Origin of the sequence: Gimesia aquarii (assembly GCF_007748195.1) — a bacterium.
GTDB classification, from domain to species: Bacteria; Planctomycetota; Planctomycetia; order Planctomycetales; family Planctomycetaceae; genus Gimesia; species Gimesia aquarii.
Map to the genome: position 1 here is coordinate 688,133 of NZ_CP037920.1, position 26,360 is coordinate 714,492.

Genomic DNA, 26,360 nt, shown 5'->3' on the forward strand with positions numbered 1-26,360 from the left:
TTTTTAACACTCAACAGTTGATTGTGTGAATGCAGATGAAACTATTCATCCCTAACTTATTAGCGAATGACGAGGCCGGGTTCTGGTTCCCGCCCCAAGGTTCCACAGTGGCAGAGGGCGTTGATTCTGTCTACTTCTTTATCCTGTATGTTTGCACGTTTTTCTTCGTGTTAATCGTCGGTCTCATGGTTCTGTTTATGATCAAATACCGCCATCGACCAGGAGTGGAAGCAGAAAAAACTGTCACACATAATCTGACGTTAGAACTTTCCTGGTCAGTGATTCCTACAATCCTGACGATTATTATGTTCTGGGTAGGTTTCACTTCGTATCTTGACATGCGAACGCCTCCCGATTCTTCTTACGAAATCGATGTGGTCGCCAAAAAATGGTCTTGGGCTTTCAAGTATCCAAATGGTTGGATTGAAAGTGAATTACACATTCCAAAAGGTGAAAACGTAACGTTAACGATGGCTTCTGATGATGTACTTCATAGTCTGTGGATTCCAGCATTCCGGACCAAGATGGATGTTGTTCCGGGACGTTACACGCAGGAGTGGTTTAACGCAACAAAAGCAGGTACCTATCCACTGATGTGTGCAGAGTATTGTGGACAAAAACATTCAGAAATGATCACGAAAGTCGTCGTTCACGAAACCCGAGGCGACTTTGACAAGTGGCTGAAAATTGCTGCCGATATCCATAAAAACAAGACACCTGTCGAAGCAGGAGAATATTTTTACAAAACTAGAGGCTGTATCCAGTGCCATTCACTTGATGGTGTCAAAAAGAATGGCCCTTCATTTAAAGGCTTGTTTGGCAAAGAGCGGCAGTTTACTGATGGAACTTCGGCAGTAGCAGACGCCAATTACATTCGCAATTCGATTCTCGAACCACAGTCTAAAATCGTAGTTGGGTTCCGACCAATTATGCCTACGTTTAAAGGGCAATTAACTGACCAGGATATTACGGCGATTATCGCTTTTATCAAGAGTCAGAAATAAAAAAATAAGGCACATTACTACTTTAAGAATCTAGGTGATGTGGTGAATCAAAAAAGTGAGAACTTGGTTCTCAATTATGTTTCAGGATTATGTAATCCTACGTTATTTGAATTTATTCAGGAGGCTGGAAGATGGCAACTATAGTTGACTCCTCCAATCCAAAATCGAATTTACCGGTCCAATACCGTGAGTTAAATTATTTGAATTGTTCGAAGGGCTGGAAAAGCTGGTTCTTCACTCTCGATCATAAACGAATCGGTGTTATGTATTTGATAGGCGTCACAGCTTCTTTCTTTTTTGGAGGAATCTTTGCCGTTCTATTGAGAACCGAGTTATTATCACCGACTAAACTCCTGATGGGACCTGATACTTACAATCAGATGTTTACGCTGCATGGTGCCATCATGACCTTCCTGGTAATCATTCCCGGTGTGCCTGCCGCGATAGGAAATGTGATACTTCCAGTCATGTTAGGGGCGAAAGATGTTGCGTTTCCGCGCATGAATCTTTGTAGTTTTTATCTCTGGATGTTTGGTGCTGCATTCTTTGTAGCGGCTATAGTCCTGGGTGGGCTGGATACAGGTTGGACGTTTTACACTCCCTATAGTATTACATCGAACACAAGTGTGATTACCGCTTTGTTAGGTGTGTTTATCTTGGGATTCAGCTCCATTTTTACGGGACTGAATTTCATTGTAACAATTCATACTATGAGGCCCCCGGGGATGACCTGGTTCAAAATGCCTCTGTTCTTATGGGCTCTTTATGCAACAGCCTTAATTCAAGTTCTGGCAACACCTGTACTTGGGATCACAGGACTTTTGTTAGTAGTAGAGCGTGCTTTTCACATCGGAATTTTTGATCCGGCATTAGGCGGTGACCCGGTTTTGTTTCAGCACTTCTTCTGGTTTTATTCCCACCCTGCTGTCTATGTTATGATTCTACCTGCCATGGGTGTAATCAGCGAAGTGATCGCTGTCCATAGCCGGAAACACATTTTTGGATATCGTTTTATTGCCTACAGTAGTATTGCAATTGCCATCTTTGGCTTTCTTGTATGGGGACACCATATGTTTGTCTCCGGGCAATCCAAAGTAGTTGCAGTCATCTTCAGTGCGATTACTTTCAGTGTTTCTATCCCGTCAGCGATTAAAGTGTTTAACTGGCTTACGACGATGTATAAAGGCTCGATTCGTTTTACCACAGCCATGTGTTACGGTTTGTCTTTTATTTTCATCTTTTCGATTGGCGGCTTAACAGGATTGTTTTTAGCAACCTTAGCGACTGATGTTCATTTACATGATACCTATTTTGTGGTTGCGCACTTTCACTATGTGATGATGGGATCGTCACTGGTGGGATTGTTTGCAGCCGTTCATCACTGGTGGCCAAAAATCAGCGGTAAGCTGTTTAGCGAATTCTGGGGTCGGATTGCTTGTCTGGGTGTGTTTACCGGGTTCAACTTAACATTTTTCCCACAATTTATTCTGGGAACTCGAGGGATGCCACGAAGGTATTATACGTATTTGCCTGAGTTTCAAAATTTACATATTATGTCAACGATGGGAGCATATCTGTTAGGGATTAGTTCCGCTTTGATGGCTGCTACGTTGATTTATTCGGTCTATCGTGGAAAGAAGGCCCCCGCAAATCCATGGGGAGGCGCATCACTTGAGTGGCAGTGTTCTTCGCCACCACCTCATAATAACTTCGACCATCCTCCACATGCCGGAGATCCGTATGTGATGGAATCGGTCGTTTATGATGAGGAAGTTGAAGGTTTCGTTCCTGTTGAGTGTCATGAAAAAAAGACGGGAGCAACGACCGCATCAGGAGATAATGAAGTTTAATGAATACTGCGGCCACTACTACCACAGACGAACATGTTGATAGTCACGATCATGAACATCATGATTCCCGCTTGGCGCATCATTTTGACTCTCACCAGCAACAGTTTGATACAGGAAAGCTGGGGATCTGGCTATTTCTGGTCACGGAAGTTTTGTTCTTTAGCGGCTTATTTGGTTTTTACGCTGTCTATCGCTCATTACATCCTGAAGTATTCCTGTATGCCAGCCAGTTTCTGGATACCGTTTTAGGTGCAGCCAACACAGTTGTATTGCTCTTCAGTAGCTTGACAATGGCGTGGGGAGTCCGTTGTGCTCAACTAGGTCAAACGAGAGGCCTTTTGGTTTGTCTGGTGACCACACTTGCCTGTGCTGCGATCTTCCTGGGAGTGAAGTCCTTTGAGTACACAGAAAAAGCACACCATGGCCTCTTATGGGCAGGTATGTACCAGAGCCCTGAGCATCACGATCATGGAGACGAAACTGCAGCAGCGGCTGCGAATGGTAAAGATGCATCAGATCATGCACATGCGAGTGCAGATGATCATAGTGATGATGCTTTGTTTGAGAAAACGAAGCACACACTTTCTTACATGACTATAGTTTTATGGGGAGTGATTGTCCTTGCCGGAATCGGCTTTGGTGCACTGATTAAAAATCCGAATAAGAAGACACTTGCGACAGTCGCAGGATGTGTTTTGGTTTCAGCAATTGGTATGCAGTTAGGAGCATATGCCAGTATTGGTTATCATCATTTTGGGCATGCAGCTGAACCGACGGATCAAGAAATTGAGATGGCAGAAACGATTCCCGCAGAGTATGCAAAGCAAAAAGAAAAAGTACCTGAACCCAAATTGGCTGGTACGTTTTTTAGTGTGTATTTCTGTATGACTGGCTTACATGCAATTCATATTGTAGGTGGAATGATTGCCATCAGTTGGCTTATTGTTCGGACTGTTCATGGCGCGTTTACAACTTATTACTTTGGGGCCGTGGATTTTGTAGGCCTGTATTGGCACCTGGTTGACTTAATCTGGATCTATCTATTCCCGTTGTTATACCTGATCAATTAGTGGATGTTGTTAATCCAATCAATGAGAAAGCTTTTGGGCTTCAAATTATTTTAATAAAAAGAGACGGAATTATTCATCATGTCAACTCATGCTGAAAGCGAGACTCACTCAGACGATACTCAAACTTGTGAGGTGCATATTGTACCTGTCAAAGTTTTAGTAGGAGTTTTTATAGTACTGGTTGCTTTAACTGTCCTCACAGTTGAAGCGGCTAAGTTTGATGTGGGACGAGCAGATGTCATTGTTTCGATGACGATTGCCACGATTAAGGCTTCGTTAGTTGTATTTATTTTTATGCACCTGTGGTACGATAAGCCTCTTAATCGAATTGCATTCTTTTTCTCAATTGTCTTTGCTGCCTTCTTTCTTTGTATGATTTTGCTAGACTCACATGCTTACGACGATTATGTTAAAGGATTTCAGCAAGACAAAGCTTCCAATGCTGTTATGCCTGCACCGGCACCAGCACCTGAAACGGCACCAGCTCAAAAATAATGTTGAACTTGATCAAGTTCTCTGTGACAATAAAGATATCTTTTGCTCATTCTTCTCATGATGAGCGCAAGTAACTACTCCTCGTTTAAGTACGATGGCAGGTTAGTATGTCCACTTTCCGGAGTCGAACTGTTCGAAATCGTTTTGCGCTGTTATTCACTTCTCGAGATCGGCTAAGCCAAAGAGATTTTGGTTTGGCAATTTTCCTGTTTAGTATCGCGGTTCTTTTTTTGGGTGGATTAGTCGCTTATATTATTGTGCGTGCTAATTTAGCTCAACATCATCAACCAGTGGCTCTCGTAATTCCCCCACTTCTTTGGTTGAGTACGGCTCTTCTGTTTTTGGGAAGTATTTCGATTCACCGTGCTTTGTATTTTGTCCGACAGGAAAAGCAACAGCAGTTTCGGAATTGTTTGAATCTGACGTTTCTTTTAGGTGGGGCTTTTTTTGTAATTCAAGCTTTAGGATTGGTTCATCTTCTCCGGCAACACTCAGAAATCCTACTTGGCGTAGAGCATCTCAAAAATGCGTATAATTATCCCAGTAGCTATGGTGTTCTTTTTTCCTTTGTATTACTGCACGCTGCTCATTTTCTGGTTGCCTTTGGTCTTCTGGGGATGATCATTTTTAGAGCGTATCTCAATCAGTATGACCATGAATATCATTGGGGAGTCCATGCCTGTTCGATAGTATGGCATTTTCTCGGAGCACTCTGGGTGATTATGTTGCTATTGTTCTGCTTTGTTGGATAAGTTGTTTGTCAATGAAGCTTTAAGAGCTCTTTCTTCATCCAGCTTGTGTTAATTTTACACAGCAGTCAATAGTGAACGGAACACCGAAAATTGAATATTCGCGATCATCATATCACTAGAGAGTGTTTCTCTATTTCCTCAGGCTTGTGGCTTTTAGTATCATTAGATTCTAAAGCTTTTGCTTTCTGAGATAGTGTTTCAGAAGACTCTGGTTTCTTTTTTGTATTTCATGATGCACCACCCTTCAAGTCAAATCGAATCTCAAACTGAAGAGGTGGAAGGCCGTTCCAACCTGTTTCGTATGGTGTTAGAGTCCGTTGTCTCGCTGGCGATTGCAGTGATTCTCTTCAGGACATTTCAAGCCGAAGGATATATGATTTCTACGGGATCTATGGCACCCTCCTTGTTGGGTTATCATAAACAGGTGATTTGTCCTCGGTGCGATTTTTCATTTACTTATGGTGTTGCATATGATGATTCCGTTTCAGGGAACCGCTTTCAGGCAAAAGGGCATTCGGATGGTGAATCATTTCAGCAGGCTGGTCAATATGCGACATGTCCTAACTGTGGTACGCATTCGATAGATTTATCGAATGTTCCAAGAAACGAAGGTGACCAGCTACTTGTCTTCAAACACGCTTATTATCTAAAGCCACCAGAACGCTGGAGTGTTGCTGTATTTCAAAATCCAATGAAACCAACACAAGCATATGTAAAAAGAGTGGTTGGTTTGCCGGGAGAGTCAGTTCAAGTTAGAAATGGTGATTTATATATTAATGGCAAAATTGAGCGTAAAAATCTAAAAATTCAACGTGCTGTTCGGTTACTGGTTTATGATCATCACTATCGACCGACTAAGGATGATTTCTTTCAACCGCGTTTACTGCCTGACGAGAGTGAGTCACCAAATGGGGATCACTTGAGGGGTAAAAGAGCTTGGGTTGCCAAAGAAGATGGTTTTATTTTTGACGAAAATCATGAAAGTTCACAGAATGTATCTAGCAGAAACGAATGGGCCTGGGTGAATTACCAACATTGGATACGACAAGGCGGACACTATGTGACATCAGTTTCACTTGAGGAGTGGCCCGCAGAGGTCGAAAAACCAGAACCGGTTTTAGCGAACATTGAATATGATGAAGAACAAAAAAAATTGATCTGTAAAGGGTCAATGTCGGCAGAGACTTGTCATCGATATCTTGATCAAACAGCAAATGAGGAATTCCGTTATGCGATTGCATTACTATATGAAAAATCGCATGTATCTCCTCTCTTTGATGATTATGGTTACAATACAGGAGTCGAAAATCAACAAGCAATTCCTGTTCACGATGTCATGTTTCAATGTGATTTGAAAGTCAATTCCGGAGTGGGCGAGTTTGCGATTGAAGTTTTTGAGGGACATCATAAGTTTAGAAATGTTTTTGACTTTCAGCAAAGACGAGTTTCGCTATTTGTAGATGGTCAAAAAAAAGCGATTCGTACTGGCAATCTTTCCGGTGATTTTCGGACTCGAACCGCATTGCTTGAGATGTCTGTTATGGACCGTCAGGTTTTGTTAGCCATCGATGGGCAATTGGTTTACAAGCCGCTTTTATATAGTGAGACCACAACTCCGCGGAAAGAAATTCGTGTACCCGTTCGATTTGGTGCCAATGGGGGTGATTTTTACGTTTCAAATCTAAAACTATTCCGAGATATTCACTACGCACGCGGTAAGGCGCTGCATGGTGTCGATGAATCTTATCAACTGGATCACCAGAGTTATTTTGTACTCGGTGACAATAGTCCCGTTTCATTAGACAGCCGGAGTTGGTCAGACGGAAAAGTAGACTATAAATACTTACTGGGGAAGCCTTTTTTGGTGCATTTACCCTCACGTCAAGGAGAGGTGAAAATCGGAGATCATGTTGGCCACATGCGCATTCCAGATTTCTCCCGAATTCGTTATATTCAGTGACAGTAATACTGGTTATTTTGCAATAAATTCCCTGAATTTCATAAAAATATTCATAAATCGATCCTTACAGCGAATAACTGAGACTAACTGAAAATAATCAACCGCAGTCTTAAGTTATCACTGAATTTTTGATAGGTCGTCTGAGATGGCAAAAAATGTTGAAAAAGCAAAAGCGAAAAAACTCCCCGTAGAGCAAACTGAAGAAAAGAAGGACGAAGGTGAAAAGGCTCGTGGCCGGCATAATGAAATTCGAGATACGTTAGAGTCGATCATTATTGCGTTAGTATTTGCATTTGTATTTCGTGCTTATTCAGCAGAAGCGTTTGTGATTCCAACGGGGTCGATGGCACCAACATTATATGGTCGCCATAAAGAATTGAGCTGTGCGGAGTGTGGTGTGAAATACGCGGTGGGCGCCAGTGATGAACTGATCGGAAAATCTGGGTATTATGATCCAGATAAGAAAGTCACGGGAGCTTATTGCCCCAACTGCCGGTACTATACTAATCTTAGGAATGCGTCTCCATTTACAGGGGACCGGATTATCGTCAATAAGTTTCCCTTTGATTTTGGAGATCCTGACCGTTGGGATGTGATCGTCTTCAAGTATCCGGAAGAAGCACAGACGAATTACATTAAGCGATTAGTTGGCTTACCCGGAGAACAAATTCAGATTTCCCGGGGAGATGTCTACGCTAGAAAAAATGAAAAAGAACCATTTCAGATTCTGCGTAAAGACAATTTGGAGAAACAACTGTCAGTTCAACAGTTAGTATACGATGACGATTATCCACCCAGGGAGATCTTAAATTACGATTGGCCTGAGCGGTGGTCACCCATGGCTCAGGTTTCCCCTAACGAGACGAAGTTCCAGAATTTGAAGAAGTCTGCCTGGGAAATTGATACTGACGCACGTGTTTACCAATTTCAAGGTAGCGCTCTGGCTGCGGGTATCAGAAATCTTCAATGGTTACGCTACCAGCATATTGTCCCGCGTCAATCAGAGTGGGCACTACTTGAAGAAAATCCAGAACTATTCAAACAGACGATGCAGTCATCCCCGCCTCAACCACGTTTAATCAATGATTATACAGCCTACAATGATTATTCAGGTGGATTGTCAAAAGGAAGTTTTAAATATGATGCCGCTTTTTGGGTCGGCGATTTGACAGTCAGTTTTGATGTTGAAATTCAGACGGATGAAGGTGAATTTTTCGTTGAACTGATGCGGGGAGATCGCCATTATCGGGTACGTTTTGATATCAAGACGGGTCAGGCAAAGTTGTATTATGTAGAAGATTTTCCTAATCCCGAGCCTGTTGAAGTTGAGCTGACAACTGTGGAAACGGTTTTAAAAGGGAAAGGATCGCATTCGGTGATGTTTGCTAATGTTGATCAGAGGCTCTGTTTATGGATTGATGGTTCGGAAGTAAGTTTCGAAAACAAAACGGAATATGAACCGCCGGTTTCTCCTGCACCTCGCGATGGTGATCTCGCTCCTGTAGGAATTGCGGGACTCAATGTTGATTTTGTAGTTTCTCATTTATTGTTGCAGCGCGATATTTATTATCGTGCAGTTGAGTATTATCAGAATCAGGAATATTCTGGCGATCGGTCACACCTTTGGGAATTACTTTGGGATCCGGCAGCATGGAGTCGGCAATATGAAGACCATCGTCAACAGGTACGATTTGAGAAATTGTCAGACGATGAGTTTTTCGTGCTGGGAGATAACTCAGCGCGCAGTGCAGATAGTCGTCTTTGGGATAATAAGCGAAAAGCCGAACGGCGTCACGCAGTTCCTCGCTCTGCCCTGGTTGGAAAAGCGTTCATGATTTATTGGCCACATGGCATTCCGTTTCTGAATGATGGTCGTGGCTATTCACCTAATGTAGGGCCATTGAAGAGATTTTTCTATCATCAGACTTCGCCAGGTTCCTATCCCAGAGATCCTTACGCTAAGCTGTCATTTCCGTTTTACCCTAATTTTTCCAGAATGAAACGAATTCGATAGTATCTACTGATGTCCAGAAATGTAGAGGAAATCGATATTTAGTAGAATCATCGATTTTACTAGAATGCTTTTAATGCCCCAATAAAGAATGATCGTCAAGGAGGACGTGTGCAATGGCATTGCTGGAATGTGTTGGTCTGGTAAAAGATTATCCTGGGAAACGCGCCGTTGACGGTGTCGATTTTTACGTGGAACGCGGTGAAATTGTAGGGCTCTTGGGTCCGAACGGTGCTGGAAAGACAACGACTTTTCGAATGGCATGCGGGATGATTGCTCCTACCAAAGGACGCGTTTATCTGGAAGACACAGATGTGACTTCTTGGCCCATGTATAAACGTGCTCGACAGGGGATGGGATATCTTCCTCAGGATGAGAGTGTCTTTGTAAAACTTTCTATAGAACAGAATATCTATGCGATTCTTGAGTTTCTGGACTTAAGTCGCAAGCAAAGACATGAGACGGTAGATCATTTGCTTGATCAGTTTGGACTGACTGCGAAACGAAAGCAGATAGCGTCTACACTTTCAGGTGGTGAAAGACGACGTTTAGAGATCGCCCGTTGTCTGGCAAGTTCTCCTGAGCTGATTTTGCTGGATGAACCGTTCACGGGAATTGATCCGGTAACGATTCATGATATTCAGGACATTATTGCTGATTTACGGGACAGTGGTATTTCAATTTTGTTAACTGACCATCGCGAACGTGAAACACTTACAATTACCGATCGCAGCTATATTATTAGTGCTGGTCAAGTGTTGGTAAGTGGAGACGCGGAAACCGTTCTTAGTGATGAATCAGCTCAGGCGTTATACTTTGGTAAGCGCTTTGACAAAGGATCAATTATTGAAGGTCGTGAAGCCTTTGGTACACGCATCTCAGATCGAGATGCTGCCTAAGCCCTGTTTTCGTAACGACTCGGTTGCCATTGAATGGCGGCTCTTCCGATACACATGGAATCTGTCAAGCGGTTCATGCAGATTCCCGCAGCCGGCAGAAGAATGACATCGCCATCATTTACAGGAGCATAGCCATTTGCGTAAACCACTTCCTCAAGACGTGCCAGAATGGTGGGAATCGTAGAAGAAATGGAATTTCCATAGAATGGTAGATTGTTGAGGTAATCAGCAGTAATCGGGACTTGGCGTGCGGCTGCAATCATTGCTTTCAGTAATTTTCCGCTGGGCTGGTGCGGCGCAATTAAGATCCGGTCTGCTTGCCCTGCAACTTGTTCATACGATTTCAAACACGCTTCAAGCATCAGGTCAACACCGTTCAGGAAAACAGACTCACCATCCATGTGCATTACTAGTTTATGCTCAGGACGCCCTCGGAAATCAAACATATCTCCTTGCTCAGTCCAGAATAAAGGAACCTCTTGTTTACGGCGTTCTGCAGGAATGTATTCTGTAGATGTTTCTACATGTAGCAAAGAATGACCGGGACCTTTCCAAAGCGTCGTCCCGGTAGCTCCCGCAGAAACGATTCCACAGAATGCTTTGTCAGACGAATCATGCCAATGTTCTGGAGTTTCCACAGTGAGTAGGGGAATGTGGACTCTTTCAGGTAGATTTTCTAATAGTTCGGCAGCACGCTTCAGAAGTTCAACAAAACCGACACATCCATAGTTTAATGCGATAAATTTCTTAGAAGGTACTCTTAGGATATTTGAAAGTTCGTCACATAATTGCCGGGCAGAATCATGATTTGTATGAGAATGACACAGCATAATTGCCGGACAGTCTGCCCATTCAAATCCGACAGTCGACTGTAGTTTTTCTGCTATGGCAGCAGCGATGTCTATTGGAGAGAGTTGAGGTTGTAATAATCGACGAGTTTCTATACCAGTTGAGCGACTAATTGCCTTAACACTGGAAAAGCCATCCGTTATGCCTTGGTGTGAAAGAGCATAGACACTCTCATTATCCAATAGTTCGAAAAGGTCATCATGATCAGCCAGATCTACTATTTCCGTTAGTGCAAATCCATTATTCTGCATAAAGTAATCCCAACCTAATTATTGCAGAAAGGGAATCCATAACCCCGCAATCGTCTGAGTATGTGCAACATGTGCTCAAAGTGCAATTGAATATGAATAAATGAGGAGAAAATTTTAATAACTCGAATGATAATCGCCTGGCAGGAAGTGCTTTGGCATGAACATTTTGAATAAAATAGATGCAGGTAGTTCGTTAATTTAAAGGTTCCACGAAAGTAGTGCTAATAAGGTCATCAAAGCCCCCATAATAATGATGGCTGTGAAGAAAAAACGAATAGAACGTTGAATGATAATTTGAGGGACTTCATAACGAGTCGCATTATACACTAGGCTAATCACTGCCAAAAGTGGAATCAGATAGACAACGGCATTGATCTGATTCGCTAACAGGAATGGGATCGACATGATAAAACTGCCTTTGTTTTCTGAAATAAGGTTATAAACTGTATGTGACTGCTAATGGATCTGGAAATATTTGCTAGGATTTCGAATTTGCCTGTTCTTTGTCTTTTGATGCTGGTTCCTCTTCGTCACCTCTTCCATAAGCTGGTCCTTCAAATGCATCCCAGATTACCAGCAGATTTAACAATCCTGCGATCCACGTGAATACGACGGCGAATTCATAACGTTTCCCCAGCTTTTTATTGATATCATCAAGTTCCTGATTACTTAAAGGCATTTCAAACCAGTTTAGAAAGGGCCTGGGAATCGTTCCTTCAATGTGGCCTGTGTCTGTCCGACGTCCATTTACTTCTCGAACGACAGCACATTCAAGAACTCGTCTTTGATTGCCTCCCAATGGTAAACCTATTCCTACAGGATCAGACAGGTTTAATGCCGAGATCGGCTTATTATCCAAAGTCCCTTCAAAAACACCGGTAATTTCAGTGCCAAACTCACCAGGAACTGTTTTTAATTTAATGGAACCCTCTAATTGCCCACTAATGTTTTTGCCATCATCAGTACGGTCTAAGAGTGTTCCCTTAAAAGGAGCTTCTAAGGGCATTTCCTGATGATAGGGGTGTGAGTCAAAATAGTTAGCGTCAAAGTCATTTTGGCCAAGTCTAATTGGTGAAACAACTTTATTATAACGCGAAGTTTGTATCAAAGCGGGTAGTGCAGGTAAGCCGACACCTACTTGTGCAAAATAACCCAGATTTCTTTTACCAGGTTCTGACTGATAATAAACAGTCTTCCAATCACCTAATGCCATACCACAAAAGAACGTACTCAAGATGCAGAAACAGTAAATGGCTGCTTTAAATGTCCTTCCTTGGTAAAAGTGACCTGCACCAGGAATAAGGAATGCTAAAATTGCAGCGACAACAGGATTTTTCAATTCAATTTTGTTGTGGCTCTCCGTCATTTCAGGACCCTCTAGCACTGGTTGTATAAAATGTTTTTAGTAAATGATTTTCGTTTTTCAGCGCTGGATATTAGGCTTTGTAGCCAACAAACTGAAAGATTACTCTTTTTTAGTTTAGGTTCTCTTATATAGCTCAGGATGAGACGTAGTGTATCTCATACAGAATCAAAGGGCCAGTCCAACCTGAAGTCTTTACTATTTCAGGAGTTGGGGCTCTTGTCTTCTCAAAAAACGAAGGATTGGATGTCCCCGTTTGCTCTAAGGCTATTGTCCCCCTTCGGCTCGATTTGACCACCACGGCAGACTGATCCCGCCATCGATAGTAGTTGTACCTCCTGTCATATAATCAGCATCACCACTGGAGAGAAAGGTAACAAGCTTTCCGACTTCATTGGGGCTCCCCAGTCGTTTCCAGGGGATATTTTCTGCTCCTGCTTCAAGTTGTTCATCAGTGAAGAACTTTCTTTCTCCCGGAGTATCAATCCAACCTGGGTGAACAGTGTTTACGCGGATTCTGTACGGTGCAAATTCAATGGCAGCGGTTCTCGCCATATGATCAATTGCCGCTTTGGCCATGTTGTAGGCAGCTGAAGTGGGAATTGCTATTACTGCGTGCGGAGAACTAATCACAACGATAGATCCTCCCTCTCCTTGCTTTGTCATTTGTTGTGCCGCAGCACGGACACCAAAGAACGCGCCCCACATTGTCACATCTATGGTTTTTTTGAAGCCTTCCATATCCGCTTCGAGAATCAGCTCTCGATCACTGTAAGCAGAATTAGAAACAAATAAATCGAGGCTCCCAAACTCTTCCGCGACTGTTGAAACGGCAGCATCTACAGATTGTTGGTCTGAGACATCGGCCTGAATTGTGATTGCTTTGACGCCAAATGATCGTGCTTCTTCTGCTGCTGTTTCTGCTTCTTCAGGATGAGATCGGTAATTGATTGCGACGTTTGCTCCTGCTTTGGCCATTTCAATCGCACAGCCACGACCGATTCCACGCGAGGCACCTGTTACGAGCGCGTTTCGCCCTTCCAGCTTCATTGTTTTTATTCCTTAGTTGTATGAACGTTTGGTTTTGGCATAGCAAACCGTTGTGAATGAGGATTCTAATCAAATAGATTTTTTAATGGGTAAGGCTTTTAGAAGAATTTACAGGGCTACAATGTACTCTGCAAATGACGCTACTGCGAGGCCTGATCTATGATATGGAATAATCAAATCTAAACTGTAAACAAGAACGACCTAAAAACAAAGAAAACCGAGGAGCATTCTCTGCTCCTCGGCAAAATTTATGAAGATATCAGGTACTGTCATTGGTAATACAATGGGGAGAAAAAGATCTCTCAATTAAGCAGAGAAGCTGCTTCCACATCCACAAGATTTAACCGCATTCGGATTTTCAAACGTAAATCCACGTTTTTCGAGGCTTTCATAGAAATCTACAGTCGTTCCATCTAAGTAAAGACCACTTTTCTTATCGACAACGACCTTGACACCATGTTGTTCAGAGACGGTGTCATTTTCTTCATCGATTTCATCGACGAAACGAAAATCGTATTGGAACCCACTGCAACCACCAGAAACGATTCCGATTCTCAGTAAAGAACCTTCACCCATATTCTGGTCTTCCATAAATCGCTTCAGTTCTTTGGAAGCATTTTCAGTAATTGTGACGGCCATGGAAAAAAATCTCCAGTTTAAAAGTTGTTTGGTATATTAACCTTTGGTGATATCGATTAATAGAAAATGATCCCAAATCAGACTTTGAATTGGGAAAAGTGAGCCAATCGTGCTATTTCAGCCTCTTATAATTATAGCAGGAGTTTTATATTTTCCGAGATGCTTTTATTATCTAAACCATTTTATCTAACTGTTTTTTATAAGTATTATACTAATAACATTTTATGTCAATGTTTGCATTATGAATATACCTGAACTTGTTCGGAATCTGTGTTGTAAAAAAGAATCTGTAATTGGACTTGAATATCTGTTTTGAGGTTACTTCTAAAAGTAGTGCCTTTTGCACTAATTACATCGTGGCTTTAGAATAGGAACTCCTCTTATTTCTTTGTTTAAAAGTTGCTGAGACAGGATGCATGAATTCACCTCACCAAGTAATGTTGCTGAGCGAAATGGAGCCAGGGCAGTTTGCAGACAGCTTTGTTCTGCTGGTTTCCAAAGAGCGATCTACAACCAAAGATGGTAAACCGTACTTTCGCACTCAATTCCGAGATAATAGTGTTACAGCAACGGCAATGATTTGGAGTGACACCACCTGGTTTGAAGATTGTGAGTCGAATTGGACAGAAGGAGAATTTTACAAAGTTCGTGCTCGGTATGAAGAGAGTAAGTATGGTCCTCAATTAGACATTGATCGAATTCGTTTGGCTAATACTGACGATGAGGCGGATGGTTTTGATCCTGGTTTCTATTTTAAGAGATCCCGCTTTTCGAGTGAGGAAATGTTCCAGAAACTGACTGAAATCACAAATACAGAAATCAGTGATGTGCCTTTGAGAAATTTAGTGTTGGATATCCTTTCGGAGTACGAAGAACAAATCAAGACAATCGCGGCAGCAAGCAAGAACCACCATGCATTTACAGGAGGCTTTCTTGAACATGTTTTGTCAGTCACGAAAACGGCTTGCTATTTTGCAGACAAGTATCTGGCATACTATCAGAAGATGCAGCCACCTTTGAATAAATCGTTGGTCATTGCAGGTGCCATTTTGCATGATATTGGTAAATTAACGGAGTTGGAATATAAACCTCACGGTTCTCAGTATACACCCGCTGGACGCTTGATCGGCCATATTTTACTAGGACGCGATTTGGTTCGCGAACATGCTGTAAAAATAGAGGGACTCGATCCCGAAATGTTATTACGTCTAGAGCATCTCATAGTAGCACATCAGAATTTACCGGAATGGGGATCTCCGATTGCTCCTCACACTCCAGAAGCTTTGCTGGTACATTATGCTGATGATGTCGATGCGAAATTCCATATGATGGCGACGACGCTGGAAAATGTTTTGCCTGGAAGCCAAGAAGAGTTTTCAAGTCGCGATAATGCTTTACGACGAAGCATTTTTGTTGGCTTGAAGTCAAACGAATAAATATTTCTTCGTTTCGTCAATCACAAGTTTTTTTGTTCAAAAATAGAAATCTACAATGAAATTCACCAAGATGCAGGGAGCAGGAAACGACTACGTCTATGTTAACTGTTTTAAAGAAACCCTTCCTCAAGACATTCCGAATTTGGCAAGACAGGTCAGTGATCGACATAAGGGGATCGGCTCCGATGGTTTAATTTTGATTTGTCCTTCCGAAAAAGCAGATGCGCAGATGCGAATGTTCAATGCCGATGGTAGTGAATCAGAAATGTGTGGTAATGGAATTCGTTGTGTTGCGAAGTACGTTTATGATCATGGTATTGCACAGTCTCAGACACTAAAGATTGAGACGGGTGCAGGCATTCTGAGCCTCGATCTCGACATCATTGATCAAAGAGTCAGCCAGGTTCGCGTGAATATGGGGGGACCGATTTTAAACAGCTCCGAAATTCCGACACTGCTCACCGGAGATCCTCCCGTGAATGCGGATTTGCAGGTAGCGCATCAGACAATTCAGGTTACCTGTGTTTCAATGGGGAACCCGCACTGTGTGTGTTTCGTGGAAGAGATTACCGATTATTGGGTGCATGAAATAGGTCCTCAGGTGGAAGTCCATCCGATGTTTCCCAAGCGAATCAATGCTGAATTCATCGAAATTATTTCACAGAACGAGATGATAATGCGCGTCTGGGAAAGGGGTTCAGGAGAAACCCAGGCTTGTGGGACTGGTGCGTGTGCCTCAGCTGTTGCAGGAGTCTTAACAGGACGTACCGAACGCAATGTGCTTATCCATTTACCTGGTGGTGACTTACGATTAGAGTGGTCTGAATCAGATGAAGTGTTTATGACGGGACCTGCGGTAGAAGTTTACGAAGGAGTTTGGACAGGTCCACAATAATGAAAGTAGGGATTCAGCAGTGAGGCTGTGTATTTGTCTTGATTCAGGGATGACATTTTTTTGAAATGGTCTTGCAGTAAAATAAGAGAACTGTTAAATATCGGCCTCTCTCAATCTCATAATGAATTTCGACCTAAAACCTGCAACAAACAATACAGGCAATGAACCATTATCGGCTGTTCTTGCATCTGATTCGGGAAAACGAATTGGATGGAGACTTCAGATGCTGTTAATTGGTTGGAGTCTGTTTTTGATTGCCGGATTTAGTCTTGCAGTTCAAATAAAGCCGGACTCACGTGGGTTCGGTACCCATCAAAAACTTGGTTTTGCACCTTGTGTCATACGAAATCGATTATCCATTCCCTGTCCCAGTTGTGGGATGACAACTTCCTTTTCACATTTTGTTCGAGGTCAGATCCGTCAGTCTGCTCAGGCCAATACTTCTGGTTTGGTTCTGGCAGTCGTTTGTCTTGTGATGATCCCCTGGTCCTGGATCAGTGTTTATCATAAGCGACTCTGGTTGGTCTCAAACCCTGAAAGTTGCTTACTCTGGTTGATGTGTGGTTTAGTCACTATCACCCTGATGGAGTGGTTTTTTCGGCTGGCCTTTTAAAATAATATATTTTCCGGATTCCCGGTGACAATTAAGTTCCTCTCGCGTTTAATCCAAAATCATTTCTTGAGTAGCTATTTCGGTTTATGCCAAGGACGGCAGAAAATATGCGGAATTCAATACAGATAAAAAAAACAGGTTCATTGAACCAGTACTGTTTGTCAGGCTTCTTGCTAGCGCTGGTTTGCTTGGGGGCCAGTGGATGCTCTTTATACGTCATGGCGGGCAAAATGTTTTTTGGCGATCCGCTCCAAACTTGTGAGTTCAGTAGAACCACCAAGGTTGATCTGTCTGAAGAAGATAAAAAAGTTCTCGTCATCTGTTCGACACCGGAATCCATTCGTTCGGATTATCCCTCTTTAAATTACGATTTGCTGGAACAGATTACTTATCGTTTACGTCGCAATGATGTGAATGTGATGGATACTGGTAAGGTCGCTACCTGGCTGGATGACAATGGCGGCGTTTGGAACAACGTTGATGAATTAGCAGAAAATTTTGATGCCGACTATATTATTCATGTTGACATAGATGAATTTGATTACCGAGAGCCAAACAGCCCCAACTTACTAAGAGGAAAAGCATTCGGGACTGTTTCAGCATATGAAGTCCGCGAGATAGACGGAATCAAACGAGCTTTGGAAGTGTTTGCCAGTGAATATACTTCCGAGTATCCCAGTCACTTACCTGTGTCCATTGAATCTGAATCACCAAAAGTATTCAGGAAAAAATACTTGGATCGCATTGCCGATCAGATTGGTCGTTTCTTCTATAACTATCGGACAGGAGCTGATATCTAGCTTTACCTGTAATTATCCAAAGATTGCGTCCAAAACTTATTTCGGAGTTGTGAAGGATCACACGATGACAATTTTTTCGTTCGGACAACGATTTCATAAACAGTTTTTTAATACGGTCACCAAGCTTGTGATGGTGTTGGTGTTATGTACGACCATGTCTGGTTGTAATTATTTCATCCTGTTGGGGTACTTGATTGGTGGCCCTCCCTCTATTGAGCCAGACTTCGATGCTCAGACACAAAAATCAATGACGGATAAGGATGTGACCGTTGCCATTGTTTGTTATGCCCCATTGGAATTGCAGTATAACTTCGATGGTCTCCACAATGACTTGGCTAAATACACTACATTTCGCTTACACAGTCATGGAGTGAAAGTGGTCAATCCAGATCGTATTCGGGCCTGGTTGGATGAAAATCCTGATTGGGATAAGCCGGAAGAAATCGGCGAAGCTTTTGATGTGACTTATGTGATTCATGTCGAATTGCATGAATACAGTTTGTATGAGGAAAACAGCTCTGATCTGTATCGTGGTCACGCGGAAGGAATGGTGACCGTTTATGAAATGGACGAGGACGGGGAAGGTGAAAAACTTTACAGCAAGGAAATTACTTCTACTTATCCGCTCCGTGCTCCCAGAGCAACTTCGGAAGTCACCTTTTCCAAGTTCAAGAAAGAATATCTCTCTCGTTTAAGTGATGAAATTGGTCGACTGTTTTACGAATATTATCGTGGTGACGATTTCACTCATGCGATTTAGCCTGTATCCAGGTTTATTGTAGCGTCTCCAGGCCTGTTTGGATCTCGTATCATCGCTTTAAAGCCGCTATGGTTAAATTGGATGTGCGATAGTATGGTATCCTGATACACCGATCAGCTTCATTCGACTTGGAATCTCGGTGTACCCGACTACAATAATGTATTGATTGTTTCGGAGCCCCAGTAACTCGCAAGTGTATGTCGCAGAATAGTTGTTGCTCGAATTCAAGATACCTCTACGTTAATGTCCTATAGCAAACAAGAAGTCGTTGATCGTTGTCAGATTTTATTGGCTCATGCCTGGATGGTACGTACTTTCGTCAAACATAGTGACGAGATCGATGATTTTCCGGAGCTGATGAATATCACTCGTGCTGTGTTCGATACATCAAGGGCTCTGGAAACGCGTGTAGATGATCTTGACGCCTATCTTAAAATGCTGCGAAAAAAAATGAGGAAGCTGCGTCAGGCGACTGATCAATTTGCAGTGGATGCTCCCAACGCTTCATTGCATACAAATTTTCAACAGGCTGTCATTTCGATGAAAGCTTGCACAACAGAGTTGGAAGAATTACTTGAGAAGGTTGAATAACGCACGGCAATAGTGTTGCTTGCTTTTTGTTCCGGCATACTGTTTGAGCAACATTAGATTTTAGTTATTCATCCTTAGTCGCATCGAGGACTGCCAGGAATGCTTTCTGTGGAATTTCGACTTGACCAAATTGTTTAAGACGTTTTTTACCTTCTTTCTGCTTCTCCCACAGTTTTCGTTTTCTGGTAATGTCGCCTCCATAACATTTCGCAGTTACATTTTTACGCAATGCTTTAATGGTTTCTCGCGCAATAATCTTTCCACCGATGGCTGCCTGAACTGGGATTTCAAATTGATGTTTAGAGATTTCTTCTTTCAGACGTTTTACTAAGGCACGACCTCTGCGTTCCGATTGTGTGCGGTGGACAATTGTGGAAAGAGCATCGACCTTTTCCGATTTTACGAGGATATCCATTTTCACCAGATCTGCTGGGCGGAATCCAATGATTTCATAATCCATTGTTCCATAACCGCGCGTGGCGCTTTTGAGTCGGTCATACATGTCATACACAATTTCCGCCAAAGGTAATTCATAAACCAGTTGTGCACGATTAGTACCCAGGTACTCCGTATTTTTATAAATTCCTCGGCGGTCTGCGCATAACTGCATAATGGTGCCGATACTTTCTGCTGGCAAGATGAATGTCACTAGAGCGATCGGCTCACGGAATTCCTCAATCCTACTGGCATCGGGAACCGTTTGTGGGTTATCGATATGTAAAATGTCCCCATTTCGTTCTAAGATTTCATAGGTCACGTTTGGCGCAGTTTGCAACAGATCAATATTAAATTCCTGTTCCAGTCTTTGCTGAATGATTTCCATATGCAGCATCCCCAGGAAACCACAGCGGAAGCCAAAACCCAGGGCATCACTCGTTTCAGGAACAAAACTGAAGCTGGCGTCATTTAAACTGAGCTTTTGTAACTCTTCACGCAACTTTTCGAAGTCTGTAGCTTCAATTGGATACATACCACAGAAGACCATTTGCTGTGGTTTTTGGTATCCCGGTAACGGTTCTGGTGGCAGGTCTTTCGGATTAGCAATCGTGTCGCCCACATGCACATGGCTCAGTTCTTTGGCACCACTGACCAGGTAACCTACTTGCCCGGGGCCAAGTGATTTCGCGACCGTCATCTGAGGTGTAAATTGACCAATTTCTATAATGTCGAGCTTTGCACCACCACGCATTAAGACAACGGTTTGCCCTTTTTCAATTGTGCCCTCTATGATACGAACGTAGGTAACAACACCGCGATAGTGGTCGTATTTACTATCGAAGACAAGTGCTCGCAGGGGGGCGTCGGCTTTACCTTTGGGAGGTTCAATACGTTCAACAATCGCGTCTAGTACTTCGTCAATACCGATTCCATTTTTCGCACTGACCATCAAGGCTTCTGTGGGATCCAGACCGATAACCGTTTCGACTTCTTCGAGAACTTCATCAATGCGCGTTACTGGTAAATCAATTTTGTTAACAACGGGGATGATTGCCAAATCTGAATTAATGGCTGCATAAGCATTCGCGACAGTTTGTGCCTGCACCCCTTGAAAGGCATCGACTAATAACAGAGCGCCTTCACAGGCTGCCAGGCTACGGGAAACCTCATAGTGAAAATCCACATGTCCGGGAGTATCAATGAGATTCAATTCGTAGGTTTCTCCCTTGTACTCATAATAAATGGCGACCGTACGGGCTTTGACAGTAATACCACGCTCTTGTTCAATTTGTAAATCGTCCAGAATTTGAGCTTTGAATTCTCTGGCAGTGATTGCACCAGTCTTCAGAAGTAATTGATCAGCGAGTGTACTCTTTCCGTGATCGATGTGTGCTACGATCGAAAAGTTACGAATTAAACGTGTCTCAGTTGCCATTGAGTGAATCTCATTTTTCTTATTTAATAAAGGGTCCGGGCAAAATAGCCTGGGAAAATTGACGTTTATTGCAACTCGGTTTTCAGGCTGGCCCGTCGAGCGCAACCGGCTGCACCGATATAACCTGCGTCAGATCCGAGAGTTGCAAAGTCAATGATTGTATTTTCATAGGGGACGCTAAACGCGCGGATTTTGACTTCTTCGCGAATTCGATTCATAAAACGCTGACCTAATGTGGAGTCCTTGCCTCCAAATGTTGCAGCACCGCCAAACAGAACCATATCAGGATCAATGGTATGCATCAAAGTGGTTGTTCCCACGCCCAGATACATGGCTGAATCCATAATCAGTTCGTTTGATAGTTCATCATTTTGTTCTGCTTCCTGTGCAATTAATAGTGGTGTCAGTTTGATTCCTTCTTGCAATCGTTCATTCAAGCTGGAAGCACGTCCCGAATCGAGTTCCTCCTGACAACGACGTACCAGAGACTTAGCTCCTGCATATGCTTCGAGCGTTCCATATTGGCCCGAATCACACAAGCGTCCATTTGTCATTTGAATAATCATATGACCGCATTCACCTCCATGTGAATGTCGACCTTCAATGATCATCTCATCGATAATGATACCACAGCCAATTCCAGTACCCAACGTCCAGAAAACCAGGCTCTGTGCATGCTGGGCACCTCCCACCCAGTATTCTCCATAGGCGGCTGCATTGGCATCGTTTTGAAGTATCGTTTTTTTACCTGAGTAATGATCACAGATGACCTGCCGGATAGGAAAATCTTTCCATGTTGGTAGATTGGGAGGATCTACCAGTTTTCCACCTGGAATATCCATCGTACCTGGTGTGGCAATTCCAATCGCTTTGACATCGTCCATCGTAAAATTACAGTCTGACAAAACGTCCTGAATCGCGTGGTAAAGGTTTTGTATACCGACGTCAACTCCTTTGACTACTTCGGTTTTAGTTTTGCAAAACGCGAGAGTTTGTCCAGAGTCATCTACAACGCCAACCTTGATATTTGTACCACCAATATCAACACCGACAAAATAAGGTGCATTGTGTTTTGTCGGTTTCATTTGGCAAGTTGTTCCTCTGATGTAATTTGTTGTACTGATTTATTGAAATTGAAAATCATGCCTAGCGATTGAGATAAAGAGATCCCTCAGTGTTTGATGATGTCGATGTGCATTTGTTGGTTCGATGGCAGTCAATCGACGTCAGTACAGAGGAAGATCAGGACGTCATCCAGAAGTATAGTCGAGCAGGTGAGATTGATGCAATCAATCAGCTTACAAAACAGAAGCCGCTTTAGGGCATTTTGAACCGAACTTAAGGTTTTTTATCGAATCTGGCTAGTAGTAGAAAATAAACTTCGTATGAGCTTTCAGCAATCTGTCAAATAATATGGAAGAACTTCCTGGAAAATCAACAAGCGAGAGTGAAATTCCTTGGCGCCCCCTTCAAATTGGAACAGGATAGAGCGGATTGGTTATATGGTTACTTCTCACTGATGTCTTTCAAATCAGAGGCATGATATGAATTTTCATGGTAGAGTTTTTGTCGTCATTTTGTTTTGTTGTTTTTGCATAAGCAGTGCCACACATTCTGTAGGTGCAGTTCAAAGGCAAGCCAGCCGTCCGAATATCATTCTTTGTATGACCGACGATCAAGGTTGGGGTGAAACCAGTTTCAATGGTCACTCGATCCTCAAAACTCCCCATCTTGATGATATGGCTGCCAGTGGGCTTCGCTTTGATCGGTTTTATGCCGCGGCTCCTGTCTGTTCGCCAACACGAGGGAGCTTTCTCACAGGAAGACATCCCAATCGATTTGCTTGTTTCAGTTGGGGGCACACACTCAGGCCACAGGAAGTGACAGTCGCGGAAGCCGTCAAGTCAGCAGGATATACGACAGGACACTTTGGCAAGTGGCATCTGGGATCAGTGCAGGCGAATAGTCCCGTGTCCCCTGGAAACAGCGGTTTTGATGAGTGGGTTTCAAGTCCGAATTTTTATGAAAACGACCCTTATATGAGTCACAATGGAACTGTGACTCAGTTGAAAGGGGAGAGTTCACGTGTAACCGTTGATGCCGCGCTTGAGTTTATCAAACAATCAAAGATGAAGGAGAAGCCCTTCCTTGCTGTAATCTGGTTTGGAAATCCTCATACACCTCATGAAGCGACTTCCGAATTAAAAGATCTTTATCAGAACCAGTCAGCAGATTTTCAAAACTATTTTGGCGAGATTACCGGCGTCGATCGAGCCATGGGGTATTTACGTCGACAGTTAAGAGATTTAGGGTTAGCAGAAAACACACTTCTCTGGTTTACCAGTGACAATGGGCCTCGTCCTCCTCGATTTAAAAAAGAAGACTCTCGTTCACAAGCTACGGGAGGACTTGCCGGGTGGAAGGGGAATCTCTGGGAGGGAGGCATTCGTGTGCCTTCAATCATCGAGTGGCCTGCCCAAATTCAAAAACCGGAAGTTACCAATGTACCCTGTGGGACTATCGATATTTATCCAACTGTTCTGGCTGTTACCGGAGCGAAGGTTTCACATCAACCTCATTTAGATGGTGTCAGCCTTTTGCCGCTGATAGAAGGACAAATGACGTCTCGTTCCAAGCCAATGGGATTCTGGACCTATCCTGCTAAAGGACATCCCAAACGTAGTACAGAAATATTGCTTAAACTAAAACAACAACAGACGCCAGAAAAACCGAATCCTGAAGGCCCAGTTCCCGATGCGGGGGCTGCCAGTCTAAAAACAAAGTACTCAAAGGACGACTTACCAGGAGCAGCAGCTTGGATTGATGGTGATTATAAATTATTAAAAATGATTTCTAAAGAGAATCAGCCTCAATATACGCTTTATAATCTCGCTCAAGACCATTCTGAGAAAAAAGATCTTTCGAAAGTTGACCCCAAGCGATTTCGGAAGATGAAAGCAGGTCTACTTGATTGGCAGCACTCAGTAGTTGATAGTCTGAATGGGAAGGATTACTCAGATTGATGTTGAACAAGTAGCTTCAATTGAAAACAAGAACTCCCTAATACATGTTTTTTGATGTGATTTCTTTTAATCTTTTATTGAATTAAACGTCTCAAGTCGTTTTTTAGTAAGACTTTTAGCGATGGTTCAAATTTTTTTACTCTCGGTTACTCGAAATTTCAGACTCAAAGCCTTTGTTTGATTGCATTTCGTAATCGGAGTCTGCAATAATCGAATTTATAAACATTCATAAGGAAACCAAAGCGATTCTTCCGTTGTTTAAAGGGTATTGCTTTTCCTGCCAGTTTCCTGCTTGCTTACCTGTCACACTTGATTGAGGATCATTATGAACTCGGGACTTTTGAAACGGCTATTCAGCCTGACAACTCTTTTGTTATTGGTACTATCAGTGGCGTTTAACAGTTCTTTGATGGCTGCAGAGGCCAAAAAAGAATTAAAGGCAGGCATCATTGGTCTCGATACTTCCCATGCAATCGCTTTCACGAAAATGCTTAATACCGGAACTCCTGAGGGAGAACTGGCCGGTGTGCGGATAGTTGCTGCCTATCCGAAGGGGAGCCCCGATATTGAATCCAGTGTATCTCGTGTTCCAAAATATACGGAAGAAGTCAAAAAAATGGGGGTCGAGATTGTTGGTTCCATTGACGACCTACTTAAGAAAGTAGACGTAGTTTTTCTGGAAACTAACGACGGGCGTCCCCATTTAGAGCAAGCGATTCCTGTATTTCAAGCGGGTAAACCAGTCTTTATTGATAAGCCCATTGCCGGTTCACTTACTGATGCCGTTGCCTTGTTTGAACTTTCGCGCAAATATAACACTCCCATGTTTTCCTCATCTTCTCTTCGTTTTTCGAAAGGGGCACAGCGTCTGAGAAATGGTAAAGAGGGAAAGATTACTAAATGCAGTACGCATAGCCCTTGTTCTTTAGAGAAAACACATCCCAGTCTCTTCTGGTATGGAATTCATGGTGTAGAAACTTTGTTTACTGTGATGGGGCCAGGCTGCCAGTCAGTTAAAAGGACAGTCAGCAATGCTGATCGTGATGAGGTCGTCGGACGATGGGCCGGGGGAAGAGTGGGACAATTCTCTGGTGTACGCAAGGGGGCTCCCAAGGGGTATGGCGGAACAGCTGTTGGCGAGAACGGGGAAGTGGCAGTTGGTGGCTACGACGGCTACAAGCCTTTGCTGGTCGAAATTGTCAAATTTTTCCGTTCGGGTAAACCACCTGTGAGTGAAGAGGAAACACTGGAGATCTATAGCTTCATGGAAGCCGCCGACGAAAGTAAGCGTCAGGGAGGCGCTGAGGTCACGCTCGCGAGTGTTCTCGAAAAAGCAGAAAGAGCAGCAAATAAGAAACTCGCGAAACTGGATTTGGCGGGTGGTAGTGTTTCTGCCACTGATAATAAACTTTCTGCTGCTGAGAAAGCCGCTGGTTGGAAGTTGCTGTTTAACGGGAAAAACTATGCAGGATGGAAATGTAATAACGGCAAGCCGATCGCGGCTCCCATCGAAGATGGGGCTCTGGTTCCCTATAAATCAGGTGGTTATCTAATCGTTTACGACAAGGCGTTTAGTGATTTTAAATTCAAATGCGATGTAAAAATGCCTAAAGAATGCAACTCAGGAATTTTCTTTCGCATTGGTAATTTGAAAGACCCGGTTCAGACTGGGTTTGAGGCTCAGATTCTGAGTGGGAAAGGGACTGGTATGCATGATTTTGGAGCGATCTATGACCTTGTTGCTCCAGCAGAGAACCGGGCAAGTGCACCCGGTGAATGGACCAGTATTGAGATCACCTGCCAGGGGCCACATATTAGTGTCGCCGTGAATGGAAAAGTTGTTGCCAGTCTGGATGCGGATGAGTGGACTCAACCAGGAAAAAGGCTGGACGGTTCAAAGCATAAGTTTAAGACTGCTGTGAAAGACTTTCCTAGAAAGGGATATCTTGGATTTCAGGATCACGGTCATAAAGTTTGGTATAAAAATGTGAAGCTGCTGGATCTCTCAAAGAAGAAATAAGGTCTGGTTACCAAGTCATTGAGCCACCTGAAAGGCATTTCCTCTTCAGGTGGCTTTTTTCATTGGCACTTGTATTTGAATGATCGCATGGGAGCAGAGGGGGAATCATGGCAACATTAAAGAGGTAATTCCTTCTTGGGGAGATCGATAAGGTTA

At 43.1% G+C, this 26,360-nt stretch carries 24 protein-coding genes; 17 read left to right on the plus strand and 7 right to left on the minus strand.

Translation table 11 applies throughout. The annotated features are described in order from the left end of the window. The first annotated feature begins 35 nt into the window (after positions 1 to 35). The 8 genes from coxB to lptB all read left to right on the plus strand — a co-directional run bounded on the left by coxB (position 36) and on the right by lptB (position 10,041). Positions 36 to 1,004: a cytochrome c oxidase subunit II gene (coxB, locus tag V144x_RS02875; protein WP_232102694.1), complete on the plus strand. Its 969-nt coding sequence runs from the start codon at positions 36 to 38 to the stop codon at positions 1,002 to 1,004. Positions 1,005 to 1,135: 131 nt separating this feature from the next. Further along, positions 1,136 to 2,854, plus strand: coding sequence for a cytochrome c oxidase subunit I (locus V144x_RS02880; protein ID WP_144981110.1), 1,719 nt, complete (start codon positions 1,136 to 1,138; stop codon positions 2,852 to 2,854). Continuing rightward, a complete protein-coding gene (locus tag V144x_RS28610; protein ID WP_232102695.1) occupies positions 2,854 to 3,924 on the plus strand; it encodes a cytochrome c oxidase subunit 3 in 1,071 nt (356 codons plus the stop codon). Before V144x_RS02880 ends, V144x_RS28610 begins: the two co-directional genes overlap by 1 nt. A gap of 78 nt (positions 3,925 to 4,002) precedes the next feature. Next, complete coding sequence (locus V144x_RS02890) at positions 4,003 to 4,419, plus strand: cytochrome C oxidase subunit IV family protein (RefSeq protein WP_144981113.1); 417 nt, start codon at positions 4,003 to 4,005, stop codon at positions 4,417 to 4,419. Between the two features lie 107 nt (positions 4,420 to 4,526). After that, the gene (locus tag V144x_RS02895) at positions 4,527 to 5,171 is read left to right on the plus strand and encodes a cytochrome c oxidase subunit 3 (RefSeq protein ID WP_144981116.1); all 645 of its coding nucleotides are present in this window, start codon (positions 4,527 to 4,529) and stop codon (positions 5,169 to 5,171) included. Between the two features lie 229 nt (positions 5,172 to 5,400). Next, entirely contained in the window at positions 5,401 to 7,131 is a 1,731-nt protein-coding gene (lepB, locus tag V144x_RS02900; protein ID WP_144981119.1) for a signal peptidase I, read from the plus strand. Positions 7,132 to 7,276: 145 nt separating this feature from the next. Further along, entirely contained in the window at positions 7,277 to 9,145 is a 1,869-nt protein-coding gene (lepB, locus tag V144x_RS02905) for a signal peptidase I (protein ID WP_144981122.1), read from the plus strand. Between the two features lie 113 nt (positions 9,146 to 9,258). Further along, a complete protein-coding gene (lptB, locus tag V144x_RS02910; protein ID WP_144981125.1) occupies positions 9,259 to 10,041 on the plus strand; it encodes an LPS export ABC transporter ATP-binding protein in 783 nt (260 codons plus the stop codon). Here lptB and V144x_RS02915 read toward each other — a convergent pair. The 5 genes from V144x_RS02915 to V144x_RS02935 all read right to left on the minus strand — a co-directional run bounded on the left by V144x_RS02915 (position 10,038) and on the right by V144x_RS02935 (position 14,193). After that, the gene (locus V144x_RS02915) at positions 10,038 to 11,141 is read right to left on the minus strand and encodes a beta-ketoacyl-[acyl-carrier-protein] synthase family protein (RefSeq protein ID WP_144981128.1); all 1,104 of its coding nucleotides are present in this window, start codon (positions 11,139 to 11,141) and stop codon (positions 10,038 to 10,040) included. The genes lptB and V144x_RS02915 overlap by 4 nt on opposite strands. 198 nt (positions 11,142 to 11,339) lie before the next feature. After that, complete coding sequence (locus V144x_RS02920) at positions 11,340 to 11,546, minus strand: hypothetical protein (RefSeq protein WP_144981131.1); 207 nt, start codon at positions 11,544 to 11,546, stop codon at positions 11,340 to 11,342. Positions 11,547 to 11,619: 73 nt separating this feature from the next. Beyond that, positions 11,620 to 12,507 carry a DUF6677 family protein gene (locus V144x_RS02925; protein ID WP_144981134.1) on the minus strand — a complete coding sequence of 296 codons (888 nt, stop codon included), beginning with the start codon at positions 12,505 to 12,507 and terminating at the stop codon, positions 11,620 to 11,622. Positions 12,508 to 12,771: 264 nt separating this feature from the next. Continuing rightward, positions 12,772 to 13,554: an SDR family NAD(P)-dependent oxidoreductase gene (locus tag V144x_RS02930; RefSeq protein ID WP_144981137.1), complete on the minus strand. Its 783-nt coding sequence runs from the start codon at positions 13,552 to 13,554 to the stop codon at positions 12,772 to 12,774. A 306-nt stretch (positions 13,555 to 13,860) separates the two neighbouring features. Next, a complete protein-coding gene (locus tag V144x_RS02935) occupies positions 13,861 to 14,193 on the minus strand; it encodes a HesB/IscA family protein (protein WP_144981140.1) in 333 nt (110 codons plus the stop codon). Positions 14,194 to 14,609: 416 nt separating this feature from the next. On the opposite strand from V144x_RS02935, the gene V144x_RS02940 reads away from it, so the two are divergent. The 6 genes from V144x_RS02940 to V144x_RS02965 all read left to right on the plus strand — a co-directional run bounded on the left by V144x_RS02940 (position 14,610) and on the right by V144x_RS02965 (position 19,288). Continuing rightward, positions 14,610 to 15,629 (plus strand): 3'-5' exoribonuclease YhaM family protein, encoded by a 1,020-nt coding sequence (locus V144x_RS02940; RefSeq protein ID WP_144981143.1) that lies wholly within the window; start codon positions 14,610 to 14,612, stop codon positions 15,627 to 15,629. 55 nt (positions 15,630 to 15,684) lie between these two features. Continuing rightward, positions 15,685 to 16,524, plus strand: a complete 840-nt coding sequence (gene dapF / locus V144x_RS02945; RefSeq protein ID WP_144981146.1) for a diaminopimelate epimerase — start codon at positions 15,685 to 15,687, stop codon at positions 16,522 to 16,524. 223 nt (positions 16,525 to 16,747) lie between these two features. Further along, a complete protein-coding gene (locus tag V144x_RS02950) occupies positions 16,748 to 17,137 on the plus strand; it encodes a DUF2752 domain-containing protein (protein ID WP_197993184.1) in 390 nt (129 codons plus the stop codon). Positions 17,138 to 17,244: 107 nt separating this feature from the next. Further along, positions 17,245 to 17,937 carry a hypothetical protein gene (locus tag V144x_RS02955; protein ID WP_144981152.1) on the plus strand — a complete coding sequence of 231 codons (693 nt, stop codon included), beginning with the start codon at positions 17,245 to 17,247 and terminating at the stop codon, positions 17,935 to 17,937. 64 nt (positions 17,938 to 18,001) lie between these two features. Next, positions 18,002 to 18,697: a hypothetical protein gene (locus V144x_RS02960; RefSeq protein WP_144981155.1), complete on the plus strand. Its 696-nt coding sequence runs from the start codon at positions 18,002 to 18,004 to the stop codon at positions 18,695 to 18,697. Between the two features lie 243 nt (positions 18,698 to 18,940). Continuing rightward, positions 18,941 to 19,288 carry an amidohydrolase gene (locus V144x_RS02965; RefSeq protein ID WP_144981158.1) on the plus strand — a complete coding sequence of 116 codons (348 nt, stop codon included), beginning with the start codon at positions 18,941 to 18,943 and terminating at the stop codon, positions 19,286 to 19,288. Between the two features lie 64 nt (positions 19,289 to 19,352). Here V144x_RS02965 and lepA read toward each other — a convergent pair whose 3' ends face one another. Together lepA and V144x_RS02975 are read right to left on the minus strand one after the other, a co-directional pair. Beyond that, positions 19,353 to 21,161: a translation elongation factor 4 gene (gene lepA, locus V144x_RS02970; protein WP_144981161.1), complete on the minus strand. Its 1,809-nt coding sequence runs from the start codon at positions 21,159 to 21,161 to the stop codon at positions 19,353 to 19,355. A 65-nt stretch (positions 21,162 to 21,226) separates the two neighbouring features. Further along, the gene (locus V144x_RS02975; protein ID WP_144981164.1) at positions 21,227 to 22,246 is read right to left on the minus strand and encodes an ROK family protein; all 1,020 of its coding nucleotides are present in this window, start codon (positions 22,244 to 22,246) and stop codon (positions 21,227 to 21,229) included. Between the two features lie 89 nt (positions 22,247 to 22,335). On the opposite strand from V144x_RS02975, the gene V144x_RS28250 reads away from it, so the two are divergent. The 3 genes from V144x_RS28250 to V144x_RS28255 all read left to right on the plus strand — a co-directional run bounded on the left by V144x_RS28250 (position 22,336) and on the right by V144x_RS28255 (position 26,204). Then, positions 22,336 to 22,482 carry a hypothetical protein gene (locus tag V144x_RS28250; RefSeq protein ID WP_197998729.1) on the plus strand — a complete coding sequence of 49 codons (147 nt, stop codon included), beginning with the start codon at positions 22,336 to 22,338 and terminating at the stop codon, positions 22,480 to 22,482. Positions 22,483 to 22,705: 223 nt separating this feature from the next. Then, entirely contained in the window at positions 22,706 to 24,184 is a 1,479-nt protein-coding gene (locus V144x_RS02980) for a sulfatase-like hydrolase/transferase (RefSeq protein WP_144981166.1), read from the plus strand. Between the two features lie 325 nt (positions 24,185 to 24,509). Beyond that, positions 24,510 to 26,204 carry a family 16 glycoside hydrolase gene (locus V144x_RS28255; RefSeq protein ID WP_197998730.1) on the plus strand — a complete coding sequence of 565 codons (1,695 nt, stop codon included), beginning with the start codon at positions 24,510 to 24,512 and terminating at the stop codon, positions 26,202 to 26,204. The last annotated feature ends 156 nt before the right edge of the window (positions 26,205 to 26,360 follow it).

Bases quoted from the DNA above. Each gene is read 5' to 3' on its own strand.
- lepB (WP_144981119.1), top strand. From the start codon at position 5,401: ATGATGCACCACCCTTCAAGTCAAATCGAATCTCAAACTGAAGAGGTG.
- V144x_RS02880 (WP_144981110.1), top strand. From the start codon at position 1,136: ATGGCAACTATAGTTGACTCCTCCAATCCAAAATCGAATTTACCGGTC.
- V144x_RS02890 (WP_144981113.1), top strand. From the start codon at position 4,003: ATGTCAACTCATGCTGAAAGCGAGACTCACTCAGACGATACTCAAACT.
- V144x_RS28255 (WP_197998730.1), top strand. From the start codon at position 24,510: ATGAACTCGGGACTTTTGAAACGGCTATTCAGCCTGACAACTCTTTTG.
- V144x_RS02895 (WP_144981116.1), top strand. From the start codon at position 4,527: ATGTCCACTTTCCGGAGTCGAACTGTTCGAAATCGTTTTGCGCTGTTA.
- lepB (WP_144981122.1), top strand. From the start codon at position 7,277: ATGGCAAAAAATGTTGAAAAAGCAAAAGCGAAAAAACTCCCCGTAGAG.
- V144x_RS02965 (WP_144981158.1), top strand. From the start codon at position 18,941: ATGTCCTATAGCAAACAAGAAGTCGTTGATCGTTGTCAGATTTTATTG.
- V144x_RS02920 (WP_144981131.1), bottom strand. From the start codon at position 11,546: ATGTCGATCCCATTCCTGTTAGCGAATCAGATCAATGCCGTTGTCTAT.
- lptB (WP_144981125.1), top strand. From the start codon at position 9,259: ATGGCATTGCTGGAATGTGTTGGTCTGGTAAAAGATTATCCTGGGAAA.
- V144x_RS02960 (WP_144981155.1), top strand. From the start codon at position 18,002: ATGACAATTTTTTCGTTCGGACAACGATTTCATAAACAGTTTTTTAAT.
- V144x_RS02935 (WP_144981140.1), bottom strand. From the start codon at position 14,193: ATGGCCGTCACAATTACTGAAAATGCTTCCAAAGAACTGAAGCGATTT.
- V144x_RS28610 (WP_232102695.1), top strand. From the start codon at position 2,854: ATGAATACTGCGGCCACTACTACCACAGACGAACATGTTGATAGTCAC.
- coxB (WP_232102694.1), top strand. From the start codon at position 36: ATGAAACTATTCATCCCTAACTTATTAGCGAATGACGAGGCCGGGTTC.
- V144x_RS02925 (WP_144981134.1), bottom strand. From the start codon at position 12,507: ATGACGGAGAGCCACAACAAAATTGAATTGAAAAATCCTGTTGTCGCT.
- V144x_RS02955 (WP_144981152.1), top strand. From the start codon at position 17,245: ATGCGGAATTCAATACAGATAAAAAAAACAGGTTCATTGAACCAGTAC.
- V144x_RS02950 (WP_197993184.1), top strand. From the start codon at position 16,748: ATGCTGTTAATTGGTTGGAGTCTGTTTTTGATTGCCGGATTTAGTCTT.
- V144x_RS02940 (WP_144981143.1), top strand. From the start codon at position 14,610: ATGAATTCACCTCACCAAGTAATGTTGCTGAGCGAAATGGAGCCAGGG.
- lepA (WP_144981161.1), bottom strand. From the start codon at position 21,161: ATGGCAACTGAGACACGTTTAATTCGTAACTTTTCGATCGTAGCACAC.
- V144x_RS02980 (WP_144981166.1), top strand. From the start codon at position 22,706: ATGAATTTTCATGGTAGAGTTTTTGTCGTCATTTTGTTTTGTTGTTTT.
- V144x_RS02930 (WP_144981137.1), bottom strand. From the start codon at position 13,554: ATGAAGCTGGAAGGGCGAAACGCGCTCGTAACAGGTGCCTCGCGTGGA.
- V144x_RS02975 (WP_144981164.1), bottom strand. From the start codon at position 22,246: ATGAAACCGACAAAACACAATGCACCTTATTTTGTCGGTGTTGATATT.
- dapF (WP_144981146.1), top strand. From the start codon at position 15,685: ATGAAATTCACCAAGATGCAGGGAGCAGGAAACGACTACGTCTATGTT.
- V144x_RS02915 (WP_144981128.1), bottom strand. From the start codon at position 11,141: ATGCAGAATAATGGATTTGCACTAACGGAAATAGTAGATCTGGCTGAT.